General features: G+C 48.0%; 3 protein-coding genes, 3 tRNA genes and 8 rRNA genes. All 14 read left to right on the forward strand.

What is annotated here, in order from left to right; all coding sequences use genetic code 11:
- Nucleotides 1-54 precede the first annotated feature (54 nt).
- Nucleotides 55-1,920 (forward strand): assimilatory sulfite reductase (NADPH) flavoprotein subunit, encoded by a 1,866-nt coding sequence (locus L0992_01570; GenBank protein XGB67437.1) that lies wholly within the window; start codon nt 55-57, stop codon nt 1,918-1,920.
- Nucleotides 1,920-3,647, forward strand: coding sequence for an assimilatory sulfite reductase (NADPH) hemoprotein subunit (gene cysI / locus L0992_01575; protein XGB67438.1), 1,728 nt, complete (start codon nt 1,920-1,922; stop codon nt 3,645-3,647). The genes L0992_01570 and cysI overlap by 1 nt, the downstream gene beginning before the upstream one ends.
- Nucleotides 3,640-4,416: a phosphoadenylyl-sulfate reductase gene (locus L0992_01580; GenBank protein XGB67439.1), complete on the forward strand. Its 777-nt coding sequence runs from the start codon at nt 3,640-3,642 to the stop codon at nt 4,414-4,416. Before cysI ends, L0992_01580 begins: the two co-directional genes overlap by 8 nt.
- Before the next feature lie 660 nt (nt 4,417-5,076).
- Nucleotides 5,077-6,631: ribosomal RNA gene (locus L0992_01585) — 16S ribosomal RNA — on the forward strand.
- Between the two features lie 366 nt (nt 6,632-6,997).
- A 23S ribosomal RNA gene (locus L0992_01590) occupies nt 6,998-9,889 on the forward strand.
- A gap of 128 nt (nt 9,890-10,017) precedes the next feature.
- Nucleotides 10,018-10,133: ribosomal RNA gene (gene rrf / locus L0992_01595) — 5S ribosomal RNA — on the forward strand.
- Between the two features lie 390 nt (nt 10,134-10,523).
- Nucleotides 10,524-12,078: ribosomal RNA gene (locus L0992_01600) — 16S ribosomal RNA — on the forward strand.
- A gap of 65 nt (nt 12,079-12,143) precedes the next feature.
- Nucleotides 12,144-12,219 (forward strand) — tRNA-Glu (locus L0992_01605).
- A 347-nt stretch (nt 12,220-12,566) separates the two neighbouring features.
- Nucleotides 12,567-15,458, forward strand: a 23S ribosomal RNA gene (locus L0992_01610).
- A gap of 128 nt (nt 15,459-15,586) precedes the next feature.
- A 5S ribosomal RNA gene (gene rrf, locus L0992_01615) occupies nt 15,587-15,702 on the forward strand.
- 390 nt (nt 15,703-16,092) lie between these two features.
- Nucleotides 16,093-17,647 (forward strand): 16S ribosomal RNA (locus L0992_01620).
- Nucleotides 17,648-17,714: 67 nt separating this feature from the next.
- Nucleotides 17,715-17,791 (forward strand) — tRNA-Ile (locus tag L0992_01625).
- Nucleotides 17,792-17,805: 14 nt separating this feature from the next.
- A tRNA-Ala gene (locus L0992_01630) sits at nt 17,806-17,881 on the forward strand.
- 345 nt (nt 17,882-18,226) lie between these two features.
- A 23S ribosomal RNA gene (locus tag L0992_01635) occupies nt 18,227-21,118 on the forward strand.
- The 16S, 23S and 5S rRNA genes sit together here with 3 tRNA genes alongside, the layout of an rRNA operon.
- Nucleotides 21,119-21,214: the final 96 nt, after the last annotated feature.

A 21,214-nucleotide genomic window follows, 5' to 3' on the forward strand; every position in this document is an offset into this window, starting at 1 on the left:
TATTAAAAGGAGTGGTTAATCTATCGTCACGCAATGATTAGGGATGTCGTGACCATGTCTTTAAATAAGAAAGAGTCTTCACAAAATAATAATGCACAGTCTGGGGCTAATGAGTTACCTGGGCTAGCAGCACCACTTAATGACCAACAACTGGGTCATCTTCAGCAAACTGTTTCTGAACTGTCTTCACAGCAACTGGCATGGGTCAGTGGCTATCTTTGGGGGGTGAGCCAAGCTCAGCCTGTAGGTGCAGCTGCACCAATCGCTCAAGCTGCCGCTGCTGTAGCCGCTAAACCAGCGGGCAAGTTAAGTATTATCTTTGCTTCTCAAACGGGTAACGCGAAAGGTGTTGCTGAATCGCTTGAAGCAGAAGCCAAAGCCTTAGGTATTGCCGTCGAGCTTTTCGATGCCAGTGACTACAAAGGTAAGAATCTAGCGAAAGAGACACACGTCATTTTTGTAGCATCTACCAATGGTGAGGGTGAAGCACCTGATAACGCTATTGAGCTGCACGAATTCCTACAATCAAAGAAAGCGCCAAAACTAGCAAACCTACAATACGGTGTGATTGGTTTAGGTGACTCAAGCTACGAGTTCTTCTGTCAAACCGCTAAAGACTTCGATAACTTCCTTTCTAAGCTTGGTGCTAAATCGTTTGTCGATCGTCTCGATTGCGATGTTGATTACGAAGCATCGGCAACAGAGTGGCGAGCGAAAGCACTGTCACAAGTTCAAGAAGCTCTTTCTACGGGCGCTGAAGCTGAAGTGGTTCAGCTACCAGTAGGTCAAGCGGCTGCTGGTCATTCGCAATACACGAAACAAAATCCATACACAGCGACATTACTAACAAGCCAGAAGATCACTGGTCGTGATTCAGGTAAAGATGTTCGTCACATCGAGATTGATCTGGATGAGTCGGGTATCACTTACCAACCGGGCGACGCGTTGGGCGTGTGGTACGAAAACAGTTCAGAATTGGCGAATCAGATTCTAGCTAAGGTTGGGCTGTCTGGTATCGAGAGTGTCGATGTAGATGGTGAAAGCTTATCTATCCATAGCGCTCTAGTAAGCAAGTTCGAGATCACCACGTCAAATCCTCAGCTAGTAACTAAGTTTGCAGAGCTTTCTGGCAGCAAGAAGTTAATTAAGCTGGTGGAAGATAAAGACAAGCTTCGTGAATACGCGGGTAATACTCAAGTTGTCGATGTTTTAGCTGAGAAGAAAACTAAGCTATCGGCTGATGAATTGATTGGTCTACTACGTAAGCTGACCCCACGCCTCTATTCTATTGCATCAAGCCAAGCAGAAGTAGATGAAGAGGTTCACTTAACGGTTGGTCTGGTTGAGTACCAAAAAGGTGAAGAGTCTCGTTTAGGTGGAGCATCAAGTTTCTTAGCTCAACGTCTTGAAGAAGGCGGTGAAGTGAAGGTGTTTGTTGAGAACAATAATAACTTCAAACTACCACAAGACGACAATACACCAATCATCATGGTCGGCCCGGGTACCGGTATCGCACCGTTCCGCAGTTTTGTTCAAGAGCGTGAAAACAATGATGCTGAAGGCAAAAGCTGGCTGTTCTTTGGTGACCGAACTTTCACTCAAGATTTCTTATATCAAGTTGAATGGCAGAAGTACCTTAAGTCTGGTGCGCTAACCAAGCTTGATGTTGCCTTTAGTCGTGACCAAAAAGAAAAGGTTTATGTTCAAGATCGCTTAATCGAACAAGCGGCTCAGGTTTGGCAATGGCTTCAAGAGGGCGCGTACCTTTATGTATGTGGCGATGCGACTCGAATGGCGAAAGATGTTCATGAAGCGTTAGTTACGATAGCGGAAAAACATGGCAATCAGAGCCGCGAGCAAGCTGAACAATATATTAATGATTTACGTAAAGCGAAACGTTACCAAAGGGATGTGTACTAATGAGCAAGCAAGTAATAGAGCAAGAAGTGCTAGGTCAAGTACTGGGACCTTTGGCTGACAATGAACGTCTGAAGCGTGAAAGTAAAAATCTTCGCGGTACGATTGAACAAGATCTCCAAGATAGAATCACTGGTGGTTTTACCGCAGATAACTTTCAACTGATCCGTTTCCACGGTATGTATCAACAAGACGACCGTGATATTCGTAATGAACGTACCAAGCAAAAGCTAGAACCTTTACATAATGTCATGCTGCGTGCGCGTATGCCAGGCGGGATCATCACTCCGAAGCAGTGGTTAGCGATTGATAAATTCGCAGATGAAAGCACCTCTTATGGTTCTATCCGTCTAACAACACGTCAAACCTTCCAGTTCCATGGTGTATTGAAGCCGAACATTAAGTTGATGCACCAAACGCTAAACAGTATTGGTATCGATTCAATTGCTACTGCGGGTGACGTAAACCGAAATGTTTTGTGTACAACAAACCCAGTTGAGTCTGAGCTGCACCAAGAAGCTTATGAATGGGCGAAAAAGATCAGTGAACATCTATTACCTAAGACTCGTGCTTATGCAGAAATCTGGTTAGATGGTGAAAAGCTAGCAACAACGGACGAAGAACCTATCTTAGGTAGTAACTACTTACCACGTAAGTTCAAGACGACGGTTGTAATTCCTCCACAAAATGACGTAGATGTTCATGCTAACGATCTTAACTTCATCGCGATTGCTAAAGATGGAAAGCTGGTGGGCTTTAACGTATTAGTGGGCGGTGGTCTTGCAATGACGCACGGCGATACTTCTACTTATGCACGTAAAGCTGACGATTTCGGTTTTGTGCCGTTAGATAAAACGTTAGATGTAGCAGCTGCGGTGGTAACGACTCAGCGTGATTGGGGTAACCGTTCGAACCGTAAGAACGCAAAAACCAAATACACACTCGATCGTGTTGGTATTGATGTATTCAAAGCAGAAGTAGAAAAACGTGCAGGCGTTGAGTTTTCTGAAAGCCGTCCTTATGAGTTTACTGGCCGTGGCGATCGTATCGGTTGGGCGGAAGGCATTGATGGTAAGCACCATTTAGCGTTATTCATCGAAAATGGTCGTTTACTTGATTTCCCTGGGAAAGCTCTGAAAACAGGTGTTGCTGAAATAGCGAAGATCCACAAAGGTGACTTCCGCATGACAGCGAACCAAAACCTAATTGTTGCAGGTGTGCCTAAGAGCCAAAAGGCAAAAATTGAAAAGCTGGCACGTCAATACGGTCTGATGGATGATGCCGTTTCCGAGCAGCGTAAAAACTCAATGGCTTGTGTGGCATTCCCAACATGTCCTTTAGCAATGGCAGAAGCTGAGCGTTTTCTTCCTGAGTTTGTAACGGATGTTGAAGACATTCTGAAGAAACACGGATTACCAGAAGAAGATAACATCATCCTTCGTATCACGGGTTGTCCAAACGGTTGTGGTCGTGCAATGTTGGCTGAGTTGGGTTTAGTCGGTAAGGCGCCGGGGCGTTACAACATGCACTTAGGTGGCAACAAAGCCGGAACTCGTATCCCGAAGATGTATAAAGAGAACATCACGTCAGCTCAGATTTTAGAAGAGATTGATTCGCTGGTGGGACGTTGGGCTACGGAACGTAACGACAATGAAGGGTTCGGTGATTTTACAATCCGAGCTGGCATCATCGAAGAGGTGATCATTTCAAAGAGGGATCTGCATGCATAATTCTGTCGCTTCAAAACTGAAGTTAGCAGAGCTACTCGCATTGACTAAGACGGAGCAAATACTTCGTCTTGGACAAATCAATGCTGAGTTAGAGCAGCTAACCGCATTAGAAAGAGTTAAGTGGGCTTTAGACAATTTAGAAGGGACACATGTTGTGTCTTCTAGTTTCGGAATCCAAGCGGCGTTGATGCTGCACTTAGTGACTCAAGCAAAACCCGATATTCCAGTTATTCTTACGGACACTGGGTATCTATTCCCGGAAACGTATCGATTTATCGATGAGTTAAGTCAGAAGTTGACTCTAAACCTTCAAGTCTTTCGTTCTCAGCAGAGCCCTAATTGGCAAGAAGCGCAATATGGCAAACTTTGGGAGCAAGGTATAGAAGGGATAGAGAAGTACAACAAGCTTAATAAAGTTGAACCGATGAGAAGAGCGCTGGATGAGCTCGAGGCTGGCACTTGGTTTTCTGGGTTGAGAAGAGAGCAATCTCAATCGCGTGCAAACTTGCCTATCTTATCTATCCAAAATGGTGTGTTTAAATTCTTGCCAGTAATTGATTGGACAAATAAAGACGTTCATTATTACTTAGAAGAGCATGGTCTCAGTTACCACCCACTTCGCGAGCAGGGGTACCTTTCTGTTGGAGATACTCATACGACTAAGAAATGGGAACCGGGTATGACTGAAGAAGAAACCCGTTTCAATGGTCTAAAGCGAGAATGTGGTCTCCATGAAGACGATGGAGAGCAATATGGTTCTGGGATTTAGACTCATTGCCATTTAAAAAGCTGCCTCAAGGCAGCTTTTTTAGTTTCTAGGGGATAAAATTAAAGCAATTGTGGATAAGTCTGTGGTTATTATGTAGGTACTTTGTAGTTAAACTTGCATAAATAAGGCTTTGAGTGTTTATCCATCATCTAACCGTTATTTTTGCAATTTTCGGTAATAAACACTTGCCAATGTGAGGAACATCTCTATAATGCCGCCTCACTGACACGGTAGACGCCACAAGGCTTCAGCGAAGAATGTTAGTAAGGCAACTAGCTTTAAGCGATAATTCGCTTCTACTTTTAGAAAGTAGAAACTAATTTTCAAAAGTGTTTGACACTGAGAATTAAAACGCTAGAATGGCCGCCTCTTCCGAAGTGATGTAAGTCACAACGAAGAGAAGCTCTTTAACAATTTAAACCTATCAATCTGTGTGGGCACTCGTTGATGAATATCAAAACGTTTTATCGATAGATAAAACAGATTCTTCGGAATCAAAATTGATTTCAATGAACTGAGTGACCAATACAAATAACTTCGGTTATTTGGCACAGTCAATTCATTACCATTCTGTTGGAATGGTAATAGCTTTAGAATTACATGTTCATTTTCGAATGAATATTAGTTTTGAAGTCAGTATTCGTTGAGTCACAAAATCTTAAATTGAAGAGTTTGATCATGGCTCAGATTGAACGCTGGCGGCAGGCCTAACACATGCAAGTCGAGCGGAAACGACACTAACAATCCTTCGGGTGCGTTAATGGGCGTCGAGCGGCGGACGGGTGAGTAATGCCTAGGAAATTGCCTTGATGTGGGGGATAACCATTGGAAACGATGGCTAATACCGCATAATGCCTACGGGCCAAAGAGGGGGACCTTCGGGCCTCTCGCGTCAAGATATGCCTAGGTGGGATTAGCTAGTTGGTGAGGTAATGGCTCACCAAGGCGACGATCCCTAGCTGGTCTGAGAGGATGATCAGCCACACTGGAACTGAGACACGGTCCAGACTCCTACGGGAGGCAGCAGTGGGGAATATTGCACAATGGGCGAAAGCCTGATGCAGCCATGCCGCGTGTATGAAGAAGGCCTTCGGGTTGTAAAGTACTTTCAGTTGTGAGGAAGGGGGTGTAGTTAATAGCTGCATCTCTTGACGTTAGCAACAGAAGAAGCACCGGCTAACTCCGTGCCAGCAGCCGCGGTAATACGGAGGGTGCGAGCGTTAATCGGAATTACTGGGCGTAAAGCGCATGCAGGTGGTTCATTAAGTCAGATGTGAAAGCCCGGGGCTCAACCTCGGAACTGCATTTGAAACTGGTGAACTAGAGTACTGTAGAGGGGGGTAGAATTTCAGGTGTAGCGGTGAAATGCGTAGAGATCTGAAGGAATACCAGTGGCGAAGGCGGCCCCCTGGACAGATACTGACACTCAGATGCGAAAGCGTGGGGAGCAAACAGGATTAGATACCCTGGTAGTCCACGCCGTAAACGATGTCTACTTGGAGGTTGTGGCCTTGAGCCGTGGCTTTCGGAGCTAACGCGTTAAGTAGACCGCCTGGGGAGTACGGTCGCAAGATTAAAACTCAAATGAATTGACGGGGGCCCGCACAAGCGGTGGAGCATGTGGTTTAATTCGATGCAACGCGAAGAACCTTACCTACTCTTGACATCCAGAGAAGCCAGCGGAGACGCAGGTGTGCCTTCGGGAGCTCTGAGACAGGTGCTGCATGGCTGTCGTCAGCTCGTGTTGTGAAATGTTGGGTTAAGTCCCGCAACGAGCGCAACCCTTATCCTTGTTTGCCAGCGAGTAATGTCGGGAACTCCAGGGAGACTGCCGGTGATAAACCGGAGGAAGGTGGGGACGACGTCAAGTCATCATGGCCCTTACGAGTAGGGCTACACACGTGCTACAATGGCGCATACAGAGGGCAGCAAGCCAGCGATGGTAAGCGAATCCCAAAAAGTGCGTCGTAGTCCGGATTGGAGTCTGCAACTCGACTCCATGAAGTCGGAATCGCTAGTAATCGTAGATCAGAATGCTACGGTGAATACGTTCCCGGGCCTTGTACACACCGCCCGTCACACCATGGGAGTGGGCTGCAAAAGAAGTGGGTAGTTTAACCTTTCGGGGAGGACGCTCACCACTTTGTGGTTCATGACTGGGGTGAAGTCGTAACAAGGTAGCCCTAGGGGAACCTGGGGCTGGATCACCTCCTTATACGAAGATATTCACGATAAGTGTCCACACAGATTGATGGTTTAGATTTAGTTAAAGCCAGAGCTTTAATTAATAACGCAAGTTATTGATTAAAGCTTTTTGCTTTATGCTCTTTAACAATTTGGAAAGCTGACTGATTGATTACTTACGAGTAATTCAATCAAATTTAAAAGTTCTCAATGTTTATCTGCTCTTAGTTAATAAGAACGGTATAAACACAACAAACACATTCAAGTGTCTTGTATTCGAATCAAACTTAGTTTGATTCACATTGAGTCCGGCAAACAGTCATTGAGAATTAACCCTTCTTAATGACAACCAAAAACCTTGGTTAGTTGCCATACACAAGACCCTTTCGGGTTGTATGGTTAAGTGACTAAGCGTACACGGTGGATGCCTTGGCAGTCAGAGGCGATGAAAGGCGTAATAACTTGCGATAAGCCCAGATTAGGTAGTAATAACCTTTAAGTCTGGGATTCCTGAATGGGGAAACCCACTTACATAAGTAAGTATCCTGTTGTGAATACATAGCAACAGGAGGCAAACCGGGGGAACTGAAACATCTAAGTACCCCGAGGAAGAGAAATCAACCGAGATTCCGAAAGTAGCGGCGAGCGAAATTGGATTAGCCCTTAAGCTTTTAATGAGACAGATGAAGGCTCTGGAAAGTGCCGCAATAAAGGGTGATAGCCCCGTAATCGACATCTCATCATCAGTGAAAACGAGTAGGGCGGGACACGTGATATCCTGTCTGAATATGGGGGGACCATCCTCCAAGGCTAAATACTACTGACTGACCGATAGTGAACCAGTACCGTGAGGGAAAGGCGAAAAGAACCCCTGTGAGGGGAGTGAAATAGAACCTGAAACCGTGTACGTACAAGCAGTAGGAGCACCTTCGTGGTGTGACTGCGTACCTTTTGTATAATGGGTCAGCGACTTAATTTTAGTAGCAAGGTTAACCGTTTAGGGGAGCCGTAGGGAAACCGAGTCTTAACTGGGCGTACAGTTGCTAGGATTAGACCCGAAACCAGGTGATCTAGCCATGGGCAGGTTGAAGGTTGAGTAACATCAACTGGAGGACCGAACCGACTAATGTTGAAAAATTAGCGGATGACTTGTGGCTAGGGGTGAAAGGCCAATCAAACCTGGAGATAGCTGGTTCTCCCCGAAAGCTATTTAGGTAGCGCCTCGGACGAATACTACTGGGGGTAGAGCACTGTTAAGGCTAGGGGGTCATCCCGACTTACCAACCCTTTGCAAACTCCGAATACCAGTAAGTACTATCCGGGAGACACACGGCGGGTGCTAACGTCCGTCGTGGAGAGGGAAACAACCCAGACCGCCAGCTAAGGTCCCAAAGTATAGCTAAGTGGGAAACGATGTGGGAAGGCTCAGACAGCCAGGATGTTGGCTTAGAAGCAGCCATCATTTAAAGAAAGCGTAATAGCTCACTGGTCGAGTCGGCCTGCGCGGAAGATGTAACGGGGCTAAGCTATACACCGAAGCTGCGGCTACGTACCTTAGGGTGCGTGGGGTAGGGGAGCGTTCTGTAAGCCGTTGAAGGTGGTCTGTAAGGGCTGCTGGAGGTATCAGAAGTGCGAATGCTGACATGAGTAACGATAAAGGGAGTGAAAAACTCCCTCGCCGGAAGACCAAGGGTTCCTGTCCAACGTTAATCGGGGCAGGGTAAGTCGACTCCTAAGGCGAGGCCGAAAGGCGTAGTCGATGGGAAACGGGTTAATATTCCCGTACTTCTTACAATTGCGATGGGGGGACGGAGAAGGCTAGGTGGGCCTGGCGACGGTTGTCCAGGTTCAAGTATGTAGGCGGAAAGTTTAGGTAAATCCGGACTTTCTTAACGCTGAGATACGATGTCGAGCTACTACGGTAGTGAAGTCATTGATGCCATGCTTCCAGGAAAAGCCTCTAAGCTTCAGATTGTAAGGAATCGTACCCCAAACCGACACAGGTGGTCGGGTAGAGAATACCAAGGCGCTTGAGAGAACTCGGGTGAAGGAACTAGGCAAAATGGTACCGTAACTTCGGGAGAAGGTACGCTCTTATCAGTGAAGTCCCTTGCGGATGGAGCAGACGAGAGTCGCAGATACCAGGTGGCTGCAACTGTTTATTAAAAACACAGCACTGTGCAAAATCGTAAGATGACGTATACGGTGTGACGCCTGCCCGGTGCCGGAAGGTTAATTGATGGGGTTAGACTTCGGTCGAAGCTCTTGATCGAAGCCCCGGTAAACGGCGGCCGTAACTATAACGGTCCTAAGGTAGCGAAATTCCTTGTCGGGTAAGTTCCGACCTGCACGAATGGCGTAATGATGGCCACGCTGTCTCCACCCGAGACTCAGTGAAATTGAAATCGCTGTGAAGATGCAGTGTACCCGCGGCTAGACGGAAAGACCCCGTGAACCTTTACTACAGCTTGGCACTGAACATTGAACCTACATGTGTAGGATAGGTGGGAGACTATGAAACCGCGTCGCTAGATGTGGTGGAGTCGTCCTTGAAATACCACCCTTGTAGTTTTGATGTTCTAACGTTGGTCCCTGAATCGGGATTACGGACAGTGCCTGGTGGGTAGTTTGACTGGGGCGGTCTCCTCCCAAAGAGTAACGGAGGAGCACGAAGGTGGGCTAAACACGGTTGGACATCGTGTGGTTAGTGCAATGGCATAAGCCCGCTTGACTGCGAGAATGACAATTCGAGCAGGTGCGAAAGCAGGTCATAGTGATCCGGTGGTTCTGAATGGAAGGGCCATCGCTCAACGGATAAAAGGTACTCCGGGGATAACAGGCTGATACCGCCCAAGAGTTCATATCGACGGCGGTGTTTGGCACCTCGATGTCGGCTCATCACATCCTGGGGCTGAAGTCGGTCCCAAGGGTATGGCTGTTCGCCATTTAAAGTGGTACGCGAGCTGGGTTTAGAACGTCGTGAGACAGTTCGGTCCCTATCTGCCGTGGGCGTTGGAAAATTGAAGGGGGCTGCTCCTAGTACGAGAGGACCGGAGTGGACGAACCTCTGGTGTTCGGGTTGTCATGCCAATGGCATTGCCCGGTAGCTAAGTTCGGAATCGATAACCGCTGAAAGCATCTAAGCGGGAAGCGAGCCCTGAGATGAGTTTTCCCTGACGCTATAAGCGTCCTTAAGGGTTGTTCAAGACTAGAACGTTGATAGGCAGGGTGTGTAAGTGCTGCGAGGCATTGAGCTAACCTGTACTAATTGCCCGTGAGGCTTAACCATACAACACCCAAGGGGTTTTGTGGACTCAAAGACAGACCTTGAATGAGTTTGAAGAGACACTTTTAAATACAGTTTTCCAGATTATTTTGCCTTCAGTTTTAAAAAACTGAAAGTAAAAGCAAAATTTGCTTGGCGACCATAGCATTGTGGACCCACCTGATTCCATGCCGAACTCAGAAGTGAAACACAATAGCGCCGATGGTAGTGTGGGGCTTCCCCATGTGAGAGTAGGACATCGCCAGGCTTTAATTTCGACTTTGTTTACTAAGTAGACAAGTCACCATAGAGTTCTAAGTTTTCTTAGTATTTTATGTTGACTTTCAAAGTAGAAAGCGTATTATACGCGTCCTGCTTAAGTGCTAAGGCACTGAAAGCAAAGCTCTTTAACAATTTAAACCTATCAATCTGTGTGGGCACTCGTTGATGAATATCAAAACGTTTTATCGTTAGATAAAACAGATTCTTCGGAATCAAAATTGATTTCAATGAACTGAGTGACCAATACAAATAACCTCGGTTATTTGGCACAGTCAATTCATTACCATTCTGTTGGAATGGTAATAGCTTTAGAATTACATGTTTACTTCGGTAAATATTAGTTTTGAAGTCAGTATTCGTTGAGTCACAAAATCTTAAATTGAAGAGTTTGATCATGGCTCAGATTGAACGCTGGCGGCAGGCCTAACACATGCAAGTCGAGCGGAAACGACACTAACAATCCTTCGGGTGCGTTAATGGGCGTCGAGCGGCGGACGGGTGAGTAATGCCTAGGAAATTGCCTTGATGTGGGGGATAACCATTGGAAACGATGGCTAATACCGCATAATGCCTACGGGCCAAAGAGGGGGACCTTCGGGCCTCTCGCGTCAAGATATGCCTAGGTGGGATTAGCTAGTTGGTGAGGTAATGGCTCACCAAGGCGACGATCCCTAGCTGGTCTGAGAGGATGATCAGCCACACTGGAACTGAGACACGGTCCAGACTCCTACGGGAGGCAGCAGTGGGGAATATTGCACAATGGGCGAAAGCCTGATGCAGCCATGCCGCGTGTATGAAGAAGGCCTTCGGGTTGTAAAGTACTTTCAGTTGTGAGGAAGGGGGTGTAGTTAATAGCTGCATCTCTTGACGTTAGCAACAGAAGAAGCACCGGCTAACTCCGTGCCAGCAGCCGCGGTAATACGGAGGGTGCGAGCGTTAATCGGAATTACTGGGCGTAAAGCGCATGCAGGTGGTTCATTAAGTCAGATGTGAAAGCCCGGGGCTCAACCTCGGAACTGCATTTGAAACTGGTGAACTAGAGTACTGTAGAGGGGGGTAGAATTTCAGGTGTAGCGGTGAAATGCGTAGAGATCTGAAGGAATACCAGTGGCGAAGGCGGCCCCCTGGACAGATACTGACACTCAGATGCGAAAGCGTGGGGAGCAAACAGGATTAGATACCCTGGTAGTCCACGCCGTAAACGATGTCTACTTGGAGGTTGTGGCCTTGAGCCGTGGCTTTCGGAGCTAACGCGTTAAGTAGACCGCCTGGGGAGTACGGTCGCAAGATTAAAACTCAAATGAATTGACGGGGGCCCGCACAAGCGGTGGAGCATGTGGTTTAATTCGATGCAACGCGAAGAACCTTACCTACTCTTGACATCCAGAGAAGCCAGCGGAGACGCAGGTGTGCCTTCGGGAGCTCTGAGACAGGTGCTGCATGGCTGTCGTCAGCTCGTGTTGTGAAATGTTGGGTTAAGTCCCGCAACGAGCGCAACCCTTATCCTTGTTTGCCAGCGAGTAATGTCGGGAACTCCAGGGAGACTGCCGGTGATAAACCGGAGGAAGGTGGGGACGACGTCAAGTCATCATGGCCCTTACGAGTAGGGCTACACACGTGCTACAATGGCGCATACAGAGGGCAGCAAGCTAGCGATAGTGAGCGAATCCCAAAAAGTGCGTCGTAGTCCGGATTGGAGTCTGCAACTCGACTCCATGAAGTCGGAATCGCTAGTAATCGTAGATCAGAATGCTACGGTGAATACGTTCCCGGGCCTTGTACACACCGCCCGTCACACCATGGGAGTGGGCTGCAAAAGAAGTGGGTAGTTTAACCTTTCGGGGAGGACGCTCACCACTTTGTGGTTCATGACTGGGGTGAAGTCGTAACAAGGTAGCCCTAGGGGAACCTGGGGCTGGATCACCTCCTTATACGAAGATATTCACGATAAGTGTCCACACAGATTGATATGTTTAAACAGTTAAGAGTAACCTATGTCCCGTTCGTCTAGAGGCCTAGGACACCGCCCTTTCACGGCGGTAACAGGGGTTCGACTCCCCTACGGGATACCATCTTTAAGCGCATTTATTTAAGTGTCTTTAAAAATGGTTCATTTTATTGAATCAAGCTCTTTAACAATTTGGAAAGCTGACTGATTGATTACTTACGAGTAATTCAATCAAATTTAAAAGTTCTCAATGTTTATCTGCTCTTAGTTAATAAGAACGGTATAAACACAACAAACACATTCAAGTGTCTTGTATTCGATTCAAATTCGTTTGAATCACATTGAGTCCGGCAAACAGTCATTGAGAATTAACCCTTCTTAATGACAACCAAAAACCTTGGTTAGTTGCCATACTAGTTTGTTTTCACTTTTCAAAAGTGAAAGTAAAACAGAGACCCTTTCGGGTTGTATGGTTAAGTGACTAAGCGTACACGGTGGATGCCTTGGCAGTCAGAGGCGATGAAAGGCGTAATAACTTGCGATAAGCCCAGATTAGGTAGTAATAACCTTTAAGTCTGGGATTCCTGAATGGGGAAACCCACTTACATAAGTAAGTATCCTGTTGTGAATACATAGCAACAGGAGGCAAACCGGGGGAACTGAAACATCTAAGTACCCCGAGGAAGAGAAATCAACCGAGATTCCGAAAGTAGCGGCGAGCGAAATTGGATTAGCCCTTAAGCTTTTAATGAGACAGATGAAGGCTCTGGAAAGTGCCGCAATAAAGGGTGATAGCCCCGTAATCGACATCTCATCATCAGTGAAAACGAGTAGGGCGGGACACGTGATATCCTGTCTGAATATGGGGGGACCATCCTCCAAGGCTAAATACTACTGACTGACCGATAGTGAACCAGTACCGTGAGGGAAAGGCGAAAAGAACCCCTGTGAGGGGAGTGAAATAGAACCTGAAACCGTGTACGTACAAGCAGTAGGAGCACCTTCGTGGTGTGACTGCGTACCTTTTGTATAATGGGTCAGCGACTTAATTTTAGTAGCAAGGTTAACCGTTTAGGGGAGCCGTAGGGAAACCGAGTCTTAACTGGGCGTACAGTTGCTAGGATTAGACCCGAAACCAGGTGATCTAGCCATGGGCAGGTTGAAGGTTGAGTAACATCAACTGGAGGACCGAACCGACTAATGTTGAAAAATTAGCGGATGACTTGTGGCTAGGGGTGAAAGGCCAATCAAACCTGGAGATAGCTGGTTCTCCCCGAAAGCTATTTAGGTAGCGCCTCGGACGAATACTACTGGGGGTAGAGCACTGTTAAGGCTAGGGGGTCATCCCGACTTACCAACCCTTTGCAAACTCCGAATACCAGTAAGTACTATCCGGGAGACACACGGCGGGTGCTAACGTCCGTCGTGGAGAGGGAAACAACCCAGACCGCCAGCTAAGGTCCCAAAGTATAGCTAAGTGGGAAACGATGTGGGAAGGCTCAGACAGCCAGGATGTTGGCTTAGAAGCAGCCATCATTTAAAGAAAGCGTAATAGCTCACTGGTCGAGTCGGCCTGCGCGGAAGATGTAACGGGGCTAAGCTATACACCGAAGCTGCGGCTACGTACCTTAGGGTGCGTGGGGTAGGGGAGCGTTCTGTAAGCCGTTGAAGGTGGTCTGTAAGGGCTGCTGGAGGTATCAGAAGTGCGAATGCTGACATGAGTAACGATAAAGGGAGTGAAAAACTCCCTCGCCGGAAGACCAAGGGTTCCTGTCCAACGTTAATCGGGGCAGGGTAAGTCGACTCCTAAGGCGAGGCCGAAAGGCGTAGTCGATGGGAAACGGGTTAATATTCCCGTACTTCTTACAATTGCGATGGGGGGACGGAGAAGGCTAGGTGGGCCTGGCGACGGTTGTCCAGGTTCAAGTATGTAGGCGGAAAGTTTAGGTAAATCCGGACTTTCTTAACGCTGAGATACGATGTCGAGCTACTACGGTAGTGAAGTCATTGATGCCATGCTTCCAGGAAAAGCCTCTAAGCTTCAGATTGTAAGGAATCGTACCCCAAACCGACACAGGTGGTCGGGTAGAGAATACCAAGGCGCTTGAGAGAACTCGGGTGAAGGAACTAGGCAAAATGGTACCGTAACTTCGGGAGAAGGTACGCTCTTATCAGTGAAGTCCCTTGCGGATGGAGCAGACGAGAGTCGCAGATACCAGGTGGCTGCAACTGTTTATTAAAAACACAGCACTGTGCAAAATCGTAAGATGACGTATACGGTGTGACGCCTGCCCGGTGCCGGAAGGTTAATTGATGGGGTTAGACTTCGGTCGAAGCTCTTGATCGAAGCCCCGGTAAACGGCGGCCGTAACTATAACGGTCCTAAGGTAGCGAAATTCCTTGTCGGGTAAGTTCCGACCTGCACGAATGGCGTAATGATGGCCACGCTGTCTCCACCCGAGACTCAGTGAAATTGAAATCGCTGTGAAGATGCAGTGTACCCGCGGCTAGACGGAAAGACCCCGTGAACCTTTACTACAGCTTGGCACTGAACATTGAACCTACATGTGTAGGATAGGTGGGAGACTATGAAACCGCGTCGCTAGATGTGGTGGAGTCGTCCTTGAAATACCACCCTTGTAGTTTTGATGTTCTAACGTTGGTCCCTGAATCGGGATTACGGACAGTGCCTGGTGGGTAGTTTGACTGGGGCGGTCTCCTCCCAAAGAGTAACGGAGGAGCACGAAGGTGGGCTAAACACGGTTGGACATCGTGTGGTTAGTGCAATGGCATAAGCCCGCTTGACTGCGAGAATGACAATTCGAGCAGGTGCGAAAGCAGGTCATAGTGATCCGGTGGTTCTGAATGGAAGGGCCATCGCTCAACGGATAAAAGGTACTCCGGGGATAACAGGCTGATACCGCCCAAGAGTTCATATCGACGGCGGTGTTTGGCACCTCGATGTCGGCTCATCACATCCTGGGGCTGAAGTCGGTCCCAAGGGTATGGCTGTTCGCCATTTAAAGTGGTACGCGAGCTGGGTTTAGAACGTCGTGAGACAGTTCGGTCCCTATCTGCCGTGGGCGTTGGAAAATTGAAGGGGGCTGCTCCTAGTACGAGAGGACCGGAGTGGACGAACCTCTGGTGTTCGGGTTGTCATGCCAATGGCATTGCCCGGTAGCTAAGTTCGGAATCGATAACCGCTGAAAGCATCTAAGCGGGAAGCGAGCCCTGAGATGAGTTTTCCCTGACGCTATAAGCGTCCTTAAGGGTTGTTCAAGACTAGAACGTTGATAGGCAGGGTGTGTAAGTGCTGCGAGGCATTGAGCTAACCTGTACTAATTGCCCGTGAGGCTTAACCATACAACACCCAAGGGGTTTTGTGGACTCAAAGACAGACCTTGAATGAGTTTGAAGAGACACTTTTAAATACAGTTTTCCAGATTATTTTGCCTTCAGTTTTAAAAAACTGAAAGTAAAAGCAAAATTTGCTTGGCGACCATAGCATTGTGGACCCACCTGATTCCATGCCGAACTCAGAAGTGAAACACAATAGCGCCGATGGTAGTGTGGGGCTTCCCCATGTGAGAGTAGGACATCGCCAGGCTTTAATTTCGACTTTGTTTACTAAGTAGACAAGTCACCATAGAGTTCTAAGTTTTCTTAGTATTTTATGTTGACTTTCAAAGTAGAAAGCGTATTATACGCGTCCTGCTTAAGTGCTAAGGCACTGAAAGCAAAGCTCTTTAACAATTTAAACCTATCAATCTGTGTGGGCACTCGTTGATGAATATCAAAACGTTTTATCGTTAGATAAAACAGATTCTTCGGAATCAAAATTGATTTCAATGAACTGAGTGACCAATACAAATAACCTCGGTTATTTGGCACAGTCAATTCATTACCATTCTGTTGGAATGGTAATAGCTTTAGAATTACATGTTTACTTCGGTAAATATTAGTTTTGAAGTCAGTATTCGTTGAGTCACAAAATCTTAAATTGAAGAGTTTGATCATGGCTCAGATTGAACGCTGGCGGCAGGCCTAACACATGCAAGTCGAGCGGAAACGACACTAACAATCCTTCGGGTGCGTTAATGGGCGTCGAGCGGCGGACGGGTGAGTAATGCCTAGGAAATTGCCTTGATGTGGGGGATAACCATTGGAAACGATGGCTAATACCGCATAATGCCTACGGGCCAAAGAGGGGGACCTTCGGGCCTCTCGCGTCAAGATATGCCTAGGTGGGATTAGCTAGTTGGTGAGGTAATGGCTCACCAAGGCGACGATCCCTAGCTGGTCTGAGAGGATGATCAGCCACACTGGAACTGAGACACGGTCCAGACTCCTACGGGAGGCAGCAGTGGGGAATATTGCACAATGGGCGAAAGCCTGATGCAGCCATGCCGCGTGTATGAAGAAGGCCTTCGGGTTGTAAAGTACTTTCAGTTGTGAGGAAGGGGGTGTAGTTAATAGCTGCATCTCTTGACGTTAGCAACAGAAGAAGCACCGGCTAACTCCGTGCCAGCAGCCGCGGTAATACGGAGGGTGCGAGCGTTAATCGGAATTACTGGGCGTAAAGCGCATGCAGGTGGTTCATTAAGTCAGATGTGAAAGCCCGGGGCTCAACCTCGGAACTGCATTTGAAACTGGTGAACTAGAGTACTGTAGAGGGGGGTAGAATTTCAGGTGTAGCGGTGAAATGCGTAGAGATCTGAAGGAATACCAGTGGCGAAGGCGGCCCCCTGGACAGATACTGACACTCAGATGCGAAAGCGTGGGGAGCAAACAGGATTAGATACCCTGGTAGTCCACGCCGTAAACGATGTCTACTTGGAGGTTGTGGCCTTGAGCCGTGGCTTTCGGAGCTAACGCGTTAAGTAGACCGCCTGGGGAGTACGGTCGCAAGATTAAAACTCAAATGAATTGACGGGGGCCCGCACAAGCGGTGGAGCATGTGGTTTAATTCGATGCAACGCGAAGAACCTTACCTACTCTTGACATCCAGAGAAGCCAGCGGAGACGCAGGTGTGCCTTCGGGAGCTCTGAGACAGGTGCTGCATGGCTGTCGTCAGCTCGTGTTGTGAAATGTTGGGTTAAGTCCCGCAACGAGCGCAACCCTTATCCTTGTTTGCCAGCGAGTAATGTCGGGAACTCCAGGGAGACTGCCGGTGATAAACCGGAGGAAGGTGGGGACGACGTCAAGTCATCATGGCCCTTACGAGTAGGGCTACACACGTGCTACAATGGCGCATACAGAGGGCAGCAAGCTAGCGATAGTGAGCGAATCCCAAAAAGTGCGTCGTAGTCCGGATTGGAGTCTGCAACTCGACTCCATGAAGTCGGAATCGCTAGTAATCGTAGATCAGAATGCTACGGTGAATACGTTCCCGGGCCTTGTACACACCGCCCGTCACACCATGGGAGTGGGCTGCAAAAGAAGTGGGTAGTTTAACCTTTCGGGGAGGACGCTCACCACTTTGTGGTTCATGACTGGGGTGAAGTCGTAACAAGGTAGCCCTAGGGGAACCTGGGGCTGGATCACCTCCTTATACGAAGATATTCACGATAAGTGTCCACACAGATTGATTAGGTTTAGAAAAGTTAAGAGACGATATTGGGTCTGTAGCTCAGCTGGTTAGAGCGCTCGCCTGATAAGCGGGAGGTCGGTGGTTCAAGTCCACTCAGACCCACCAATATCGACCTAGATGGGGCTATAGCTCAGCTGGGAGAGCGCCTGCCTTGCACGCAGGAGGTCTGCGGTTCGATCCCGCATAGCTCCACCATCTTTAAGGGTTTTTCCCTAAGAATCTTTAAAAATGGTTTCGAAAGAAATCAAGCTCTTTAACAATTTGGAAAGCTGACTGATTGATTACTTACGAGTAATTCAATCAAATTTAAAAGTTCTCAATGTTTATCTGCTCTTAGTTAATAAGAACGGTATAAACACAACAAACACATTCAAGTGTCTTGTATTCGATTCAAATTCGTTTGAATCACATTGAGTCCGGCAAACAGTCATTGAGAATTAACCCTTCTTAATGACAACCAAAAACCTTGGTTAGTTGCCATACTAGTTTGTTTTCACTTTTCAAAAGTGAAAGTAAAACAGAGACCCTTTCGGGTTGTATGGTTAAGTGACTAAGCGTACACGGTGGATGCCTTGGCAGTCAGAGGCGATGAAAGGCGTAATAACTTGCGATAAGCCCAGATTAGGTAGTAATAACCTTTAAGTCTGGGATTCCTGAATGGGGAAACCCACTTACATAAGTAAGTATCCTGTTGTGAATACATAGCAACAGGAGGCAAACCGGGGGAACTGAAACATCTAAGTACCCCGAGGAAGAGAAATCAACCGAGATTCCGAAAGTAGCGGCGAGCGAAATTGGATTAGCCCTTAAGCTTTTAATGAGACAGATGAAGGCTCTGGAAAGTGCCGCAATAAAGGGTGATAGCCCCGTAATCGACATCTCATCATCAGTGAAAACGAGTAGGGCGGGACACGTGATATCCTGTCTGAATATGGGGGGACCATCCTCCAAGGCTAAATACTACTGACTGACCGATAGTGAACCAGTACCGTGAGGGAAAGGCGAAAAGAACCCCTGTGAGGGGAGTGAAATAGAACCTGAAACCGTGTACGTACAAGCAGTAGGAGCACCTTCGTGGTGTGACTGCGTACCTTTTGTATAATGGGTCAGCGACTTAATTTTAGTAGCAAGGTTAACCGTTTAGGGGAGCCGTAGGGAAACCGAGTCTTAACTGGGCGTACAGTTGCTAGGATTAGACCCGAAACCAGGTGATCTAGCCATGGGCAGGTTGAAGGTTGAGTAACATCAACTGGAGGACCGAACCGACTAATGTTGAAAAATTAGCGGATGACTTGTGGCTAGGGGTGAAAGGCCAATCAAACCTGGAGATAGCTGGTTCTCCCCGAAAGCTATTTAGGTAGCGCCTCGGACGAATACTACTGGGGGTAGAGCACTGTTAAGGCTAGGGGGTCATCCCGACTTACCAACCCTTTGCAAACTCCGAATACCAGTAAGTACTATCCGGGAGACACACGGCGGGTGCTAACGTCCGTCGTGGAGAGGGAAACAACCCAGACCGCCAGCTAAGGTCCCAAAGTATAGCTAAGTGGGAAACGATGTGGGAAGGCTCAGACAGCCAGGATGTTGGCTTAGAAGCAGCCATCATTTAAAGAAAGCGTAATAGCTCACTGGTCGAGTCGGCCTGCGCGGAAGATGTAACGGGGCTAAGCTATACACCGAAGCTGCGGCTACGTACCTTAGGGTGCGTGGGGTAGGGGAGCGTTCTGTAAGCCGTTGAAGGTGGTCTGTAAGGGCTGCTGGAGGTATCAGAAGTGCGAATGCTGACATGAGTAACGATAAAGGGAGTGAAAAACTCCCTCGCCGGAAGACCAAGGGTTCCTGTCCAACGTTAATCGGGGCAGGGTAAGTCGACTCCTAAGGCGAGGCCGAAAGGCGTAGTCGATGGGAAACGGGTTAATATTCCCGTACTTCTTACAATTGCGATGGGGGGACGGAGAAGGCTAGGTGGGCCTGGCGACGGTTGTCCAGGTTCAAGTATGTAGGCGGAAAGTTTAGGTAAATCCGGACTTTCTTAACGCTGAGATACGATGTCGAGCTACTACGGTAGTGAAGTCATTGATGCCATGCTTCCAGGAAAAGCCTCTAAGCTTCAGATTGTAAGGAATCGTACCCCAAACCGACACAGGTGGTCGGGTAGAGAATACCAAGGCGCTTGAGAGAACTCGGGTGAAGGAACTAGGCAAAATGGTACCGTAACTTCGGGAGAAGGTACGCTCTTATCAGTGAAGTCCCTTGCGGATGGAGCAGACGAGAGTCGCAGATACCAGGTGGCTGCAACTGTTTATTAAAAACACAGCACTGTGCAAAATCGTAAGATGACGTATACGGTGTGACGCCTGCCCGGTGCCGGAAGGTTAATTGATGGGGTTAGACTTCGGTCGAAGCTCTTGATCGAAGCCCCGGTAAACGGCGGCCGTAACTATAACGGTCCTAAGGTAGCGAAATTCCTTGTCGGGTAAGTTCCGACCTGCACGAATGGCGTAATGATGGCCACGCTGTCTCCACCCGAGACTCAGTGAAATTGAAATCGCTGTGAAGATGCAGTGTACCCGCGGCTAGACGGAAAGACCCCGTGAACCTTTACTACAGCTTGGCACTGAACATTGAACCTACATGTGTAGGATAGGTGGGAGACTATGAAACCGCGTCGCTAGATGTGGTGGAGTCGTCCTTGAAATACCACCCTTGTAGTTTTGATGTTCTAACGTTGGTCCCTGAATCGGGATTACGGACAGTGCCTGGTGGGTAGTTTGACTGGGGCGGTCTCCTCCCAAAGAGTAACGGAGGAGCACGAAGGTGGGCTAAACACGGTTGGACATCGTGTGGTTAGTGCAATGGCATAAGCCCGCTTGACTGCGAGAATGACAATTCGAGCAGGTGCGAAAGCAGGTCATAGTGATCCGGTGGTTCTGAATGGAAGGGCCATCGCTCAACGGATAAAAGGTACTCCGGGGATAACAGGCTGATACCGCCCAAGAGTTCATATCGACGGCGGTGTTTGGCACCTCGATGTCGGCTCATCACATCCTGGGGCTGAAGTCGGTCCCAAGGGTATGGCTGTTCGCCATTTAAAGTGGTACGCGAGCTGGGTTTAGAACGTCGTGAGACAGTTCGGTCCCTATCTGCCGTGGGCGTTGGAAAATTGAAGGGGGCTGCTCCTAGTACGAGAGGACCGGAGTGGACGAACCTCTGGTGTTCGGGTTGTCATGCCAATGGCATTGCCCGGTAGCTAAGTTCGGAATCGATAACCGCTGAAAGCATCTAAGCGGGAAGCGAGCCCTGAGATGAGTTTTCCCTGACGCTATAAGCGTCCTTAAGGGTTGTTCAAGACTAGAACGTTGATAGGCAGGGTGTGTAAGTGCTGCGAGGCATTGAGCTAACCTGTACTAATTGCCCGTGAGGCTTAACCATACAACACCCAAGGGGTTTTGTGGACTCAAAGACAGACCTTGAATGAGTTTGAAGAGACACTTTTAAATACAGTTTTCCAGATTATTTTGCCTTCAG

It is taken from the genome of Vibrio pomeroyi, from assembly GCA_041879425.1.
GTDB classification, from domain to species: domain Bacteria; phylum Pseudomonadota; class Gammaproteobacteria; order Enterobacterales; family Vibrionaceae; genus Vibrio; species Vibrio pomeroyi_A.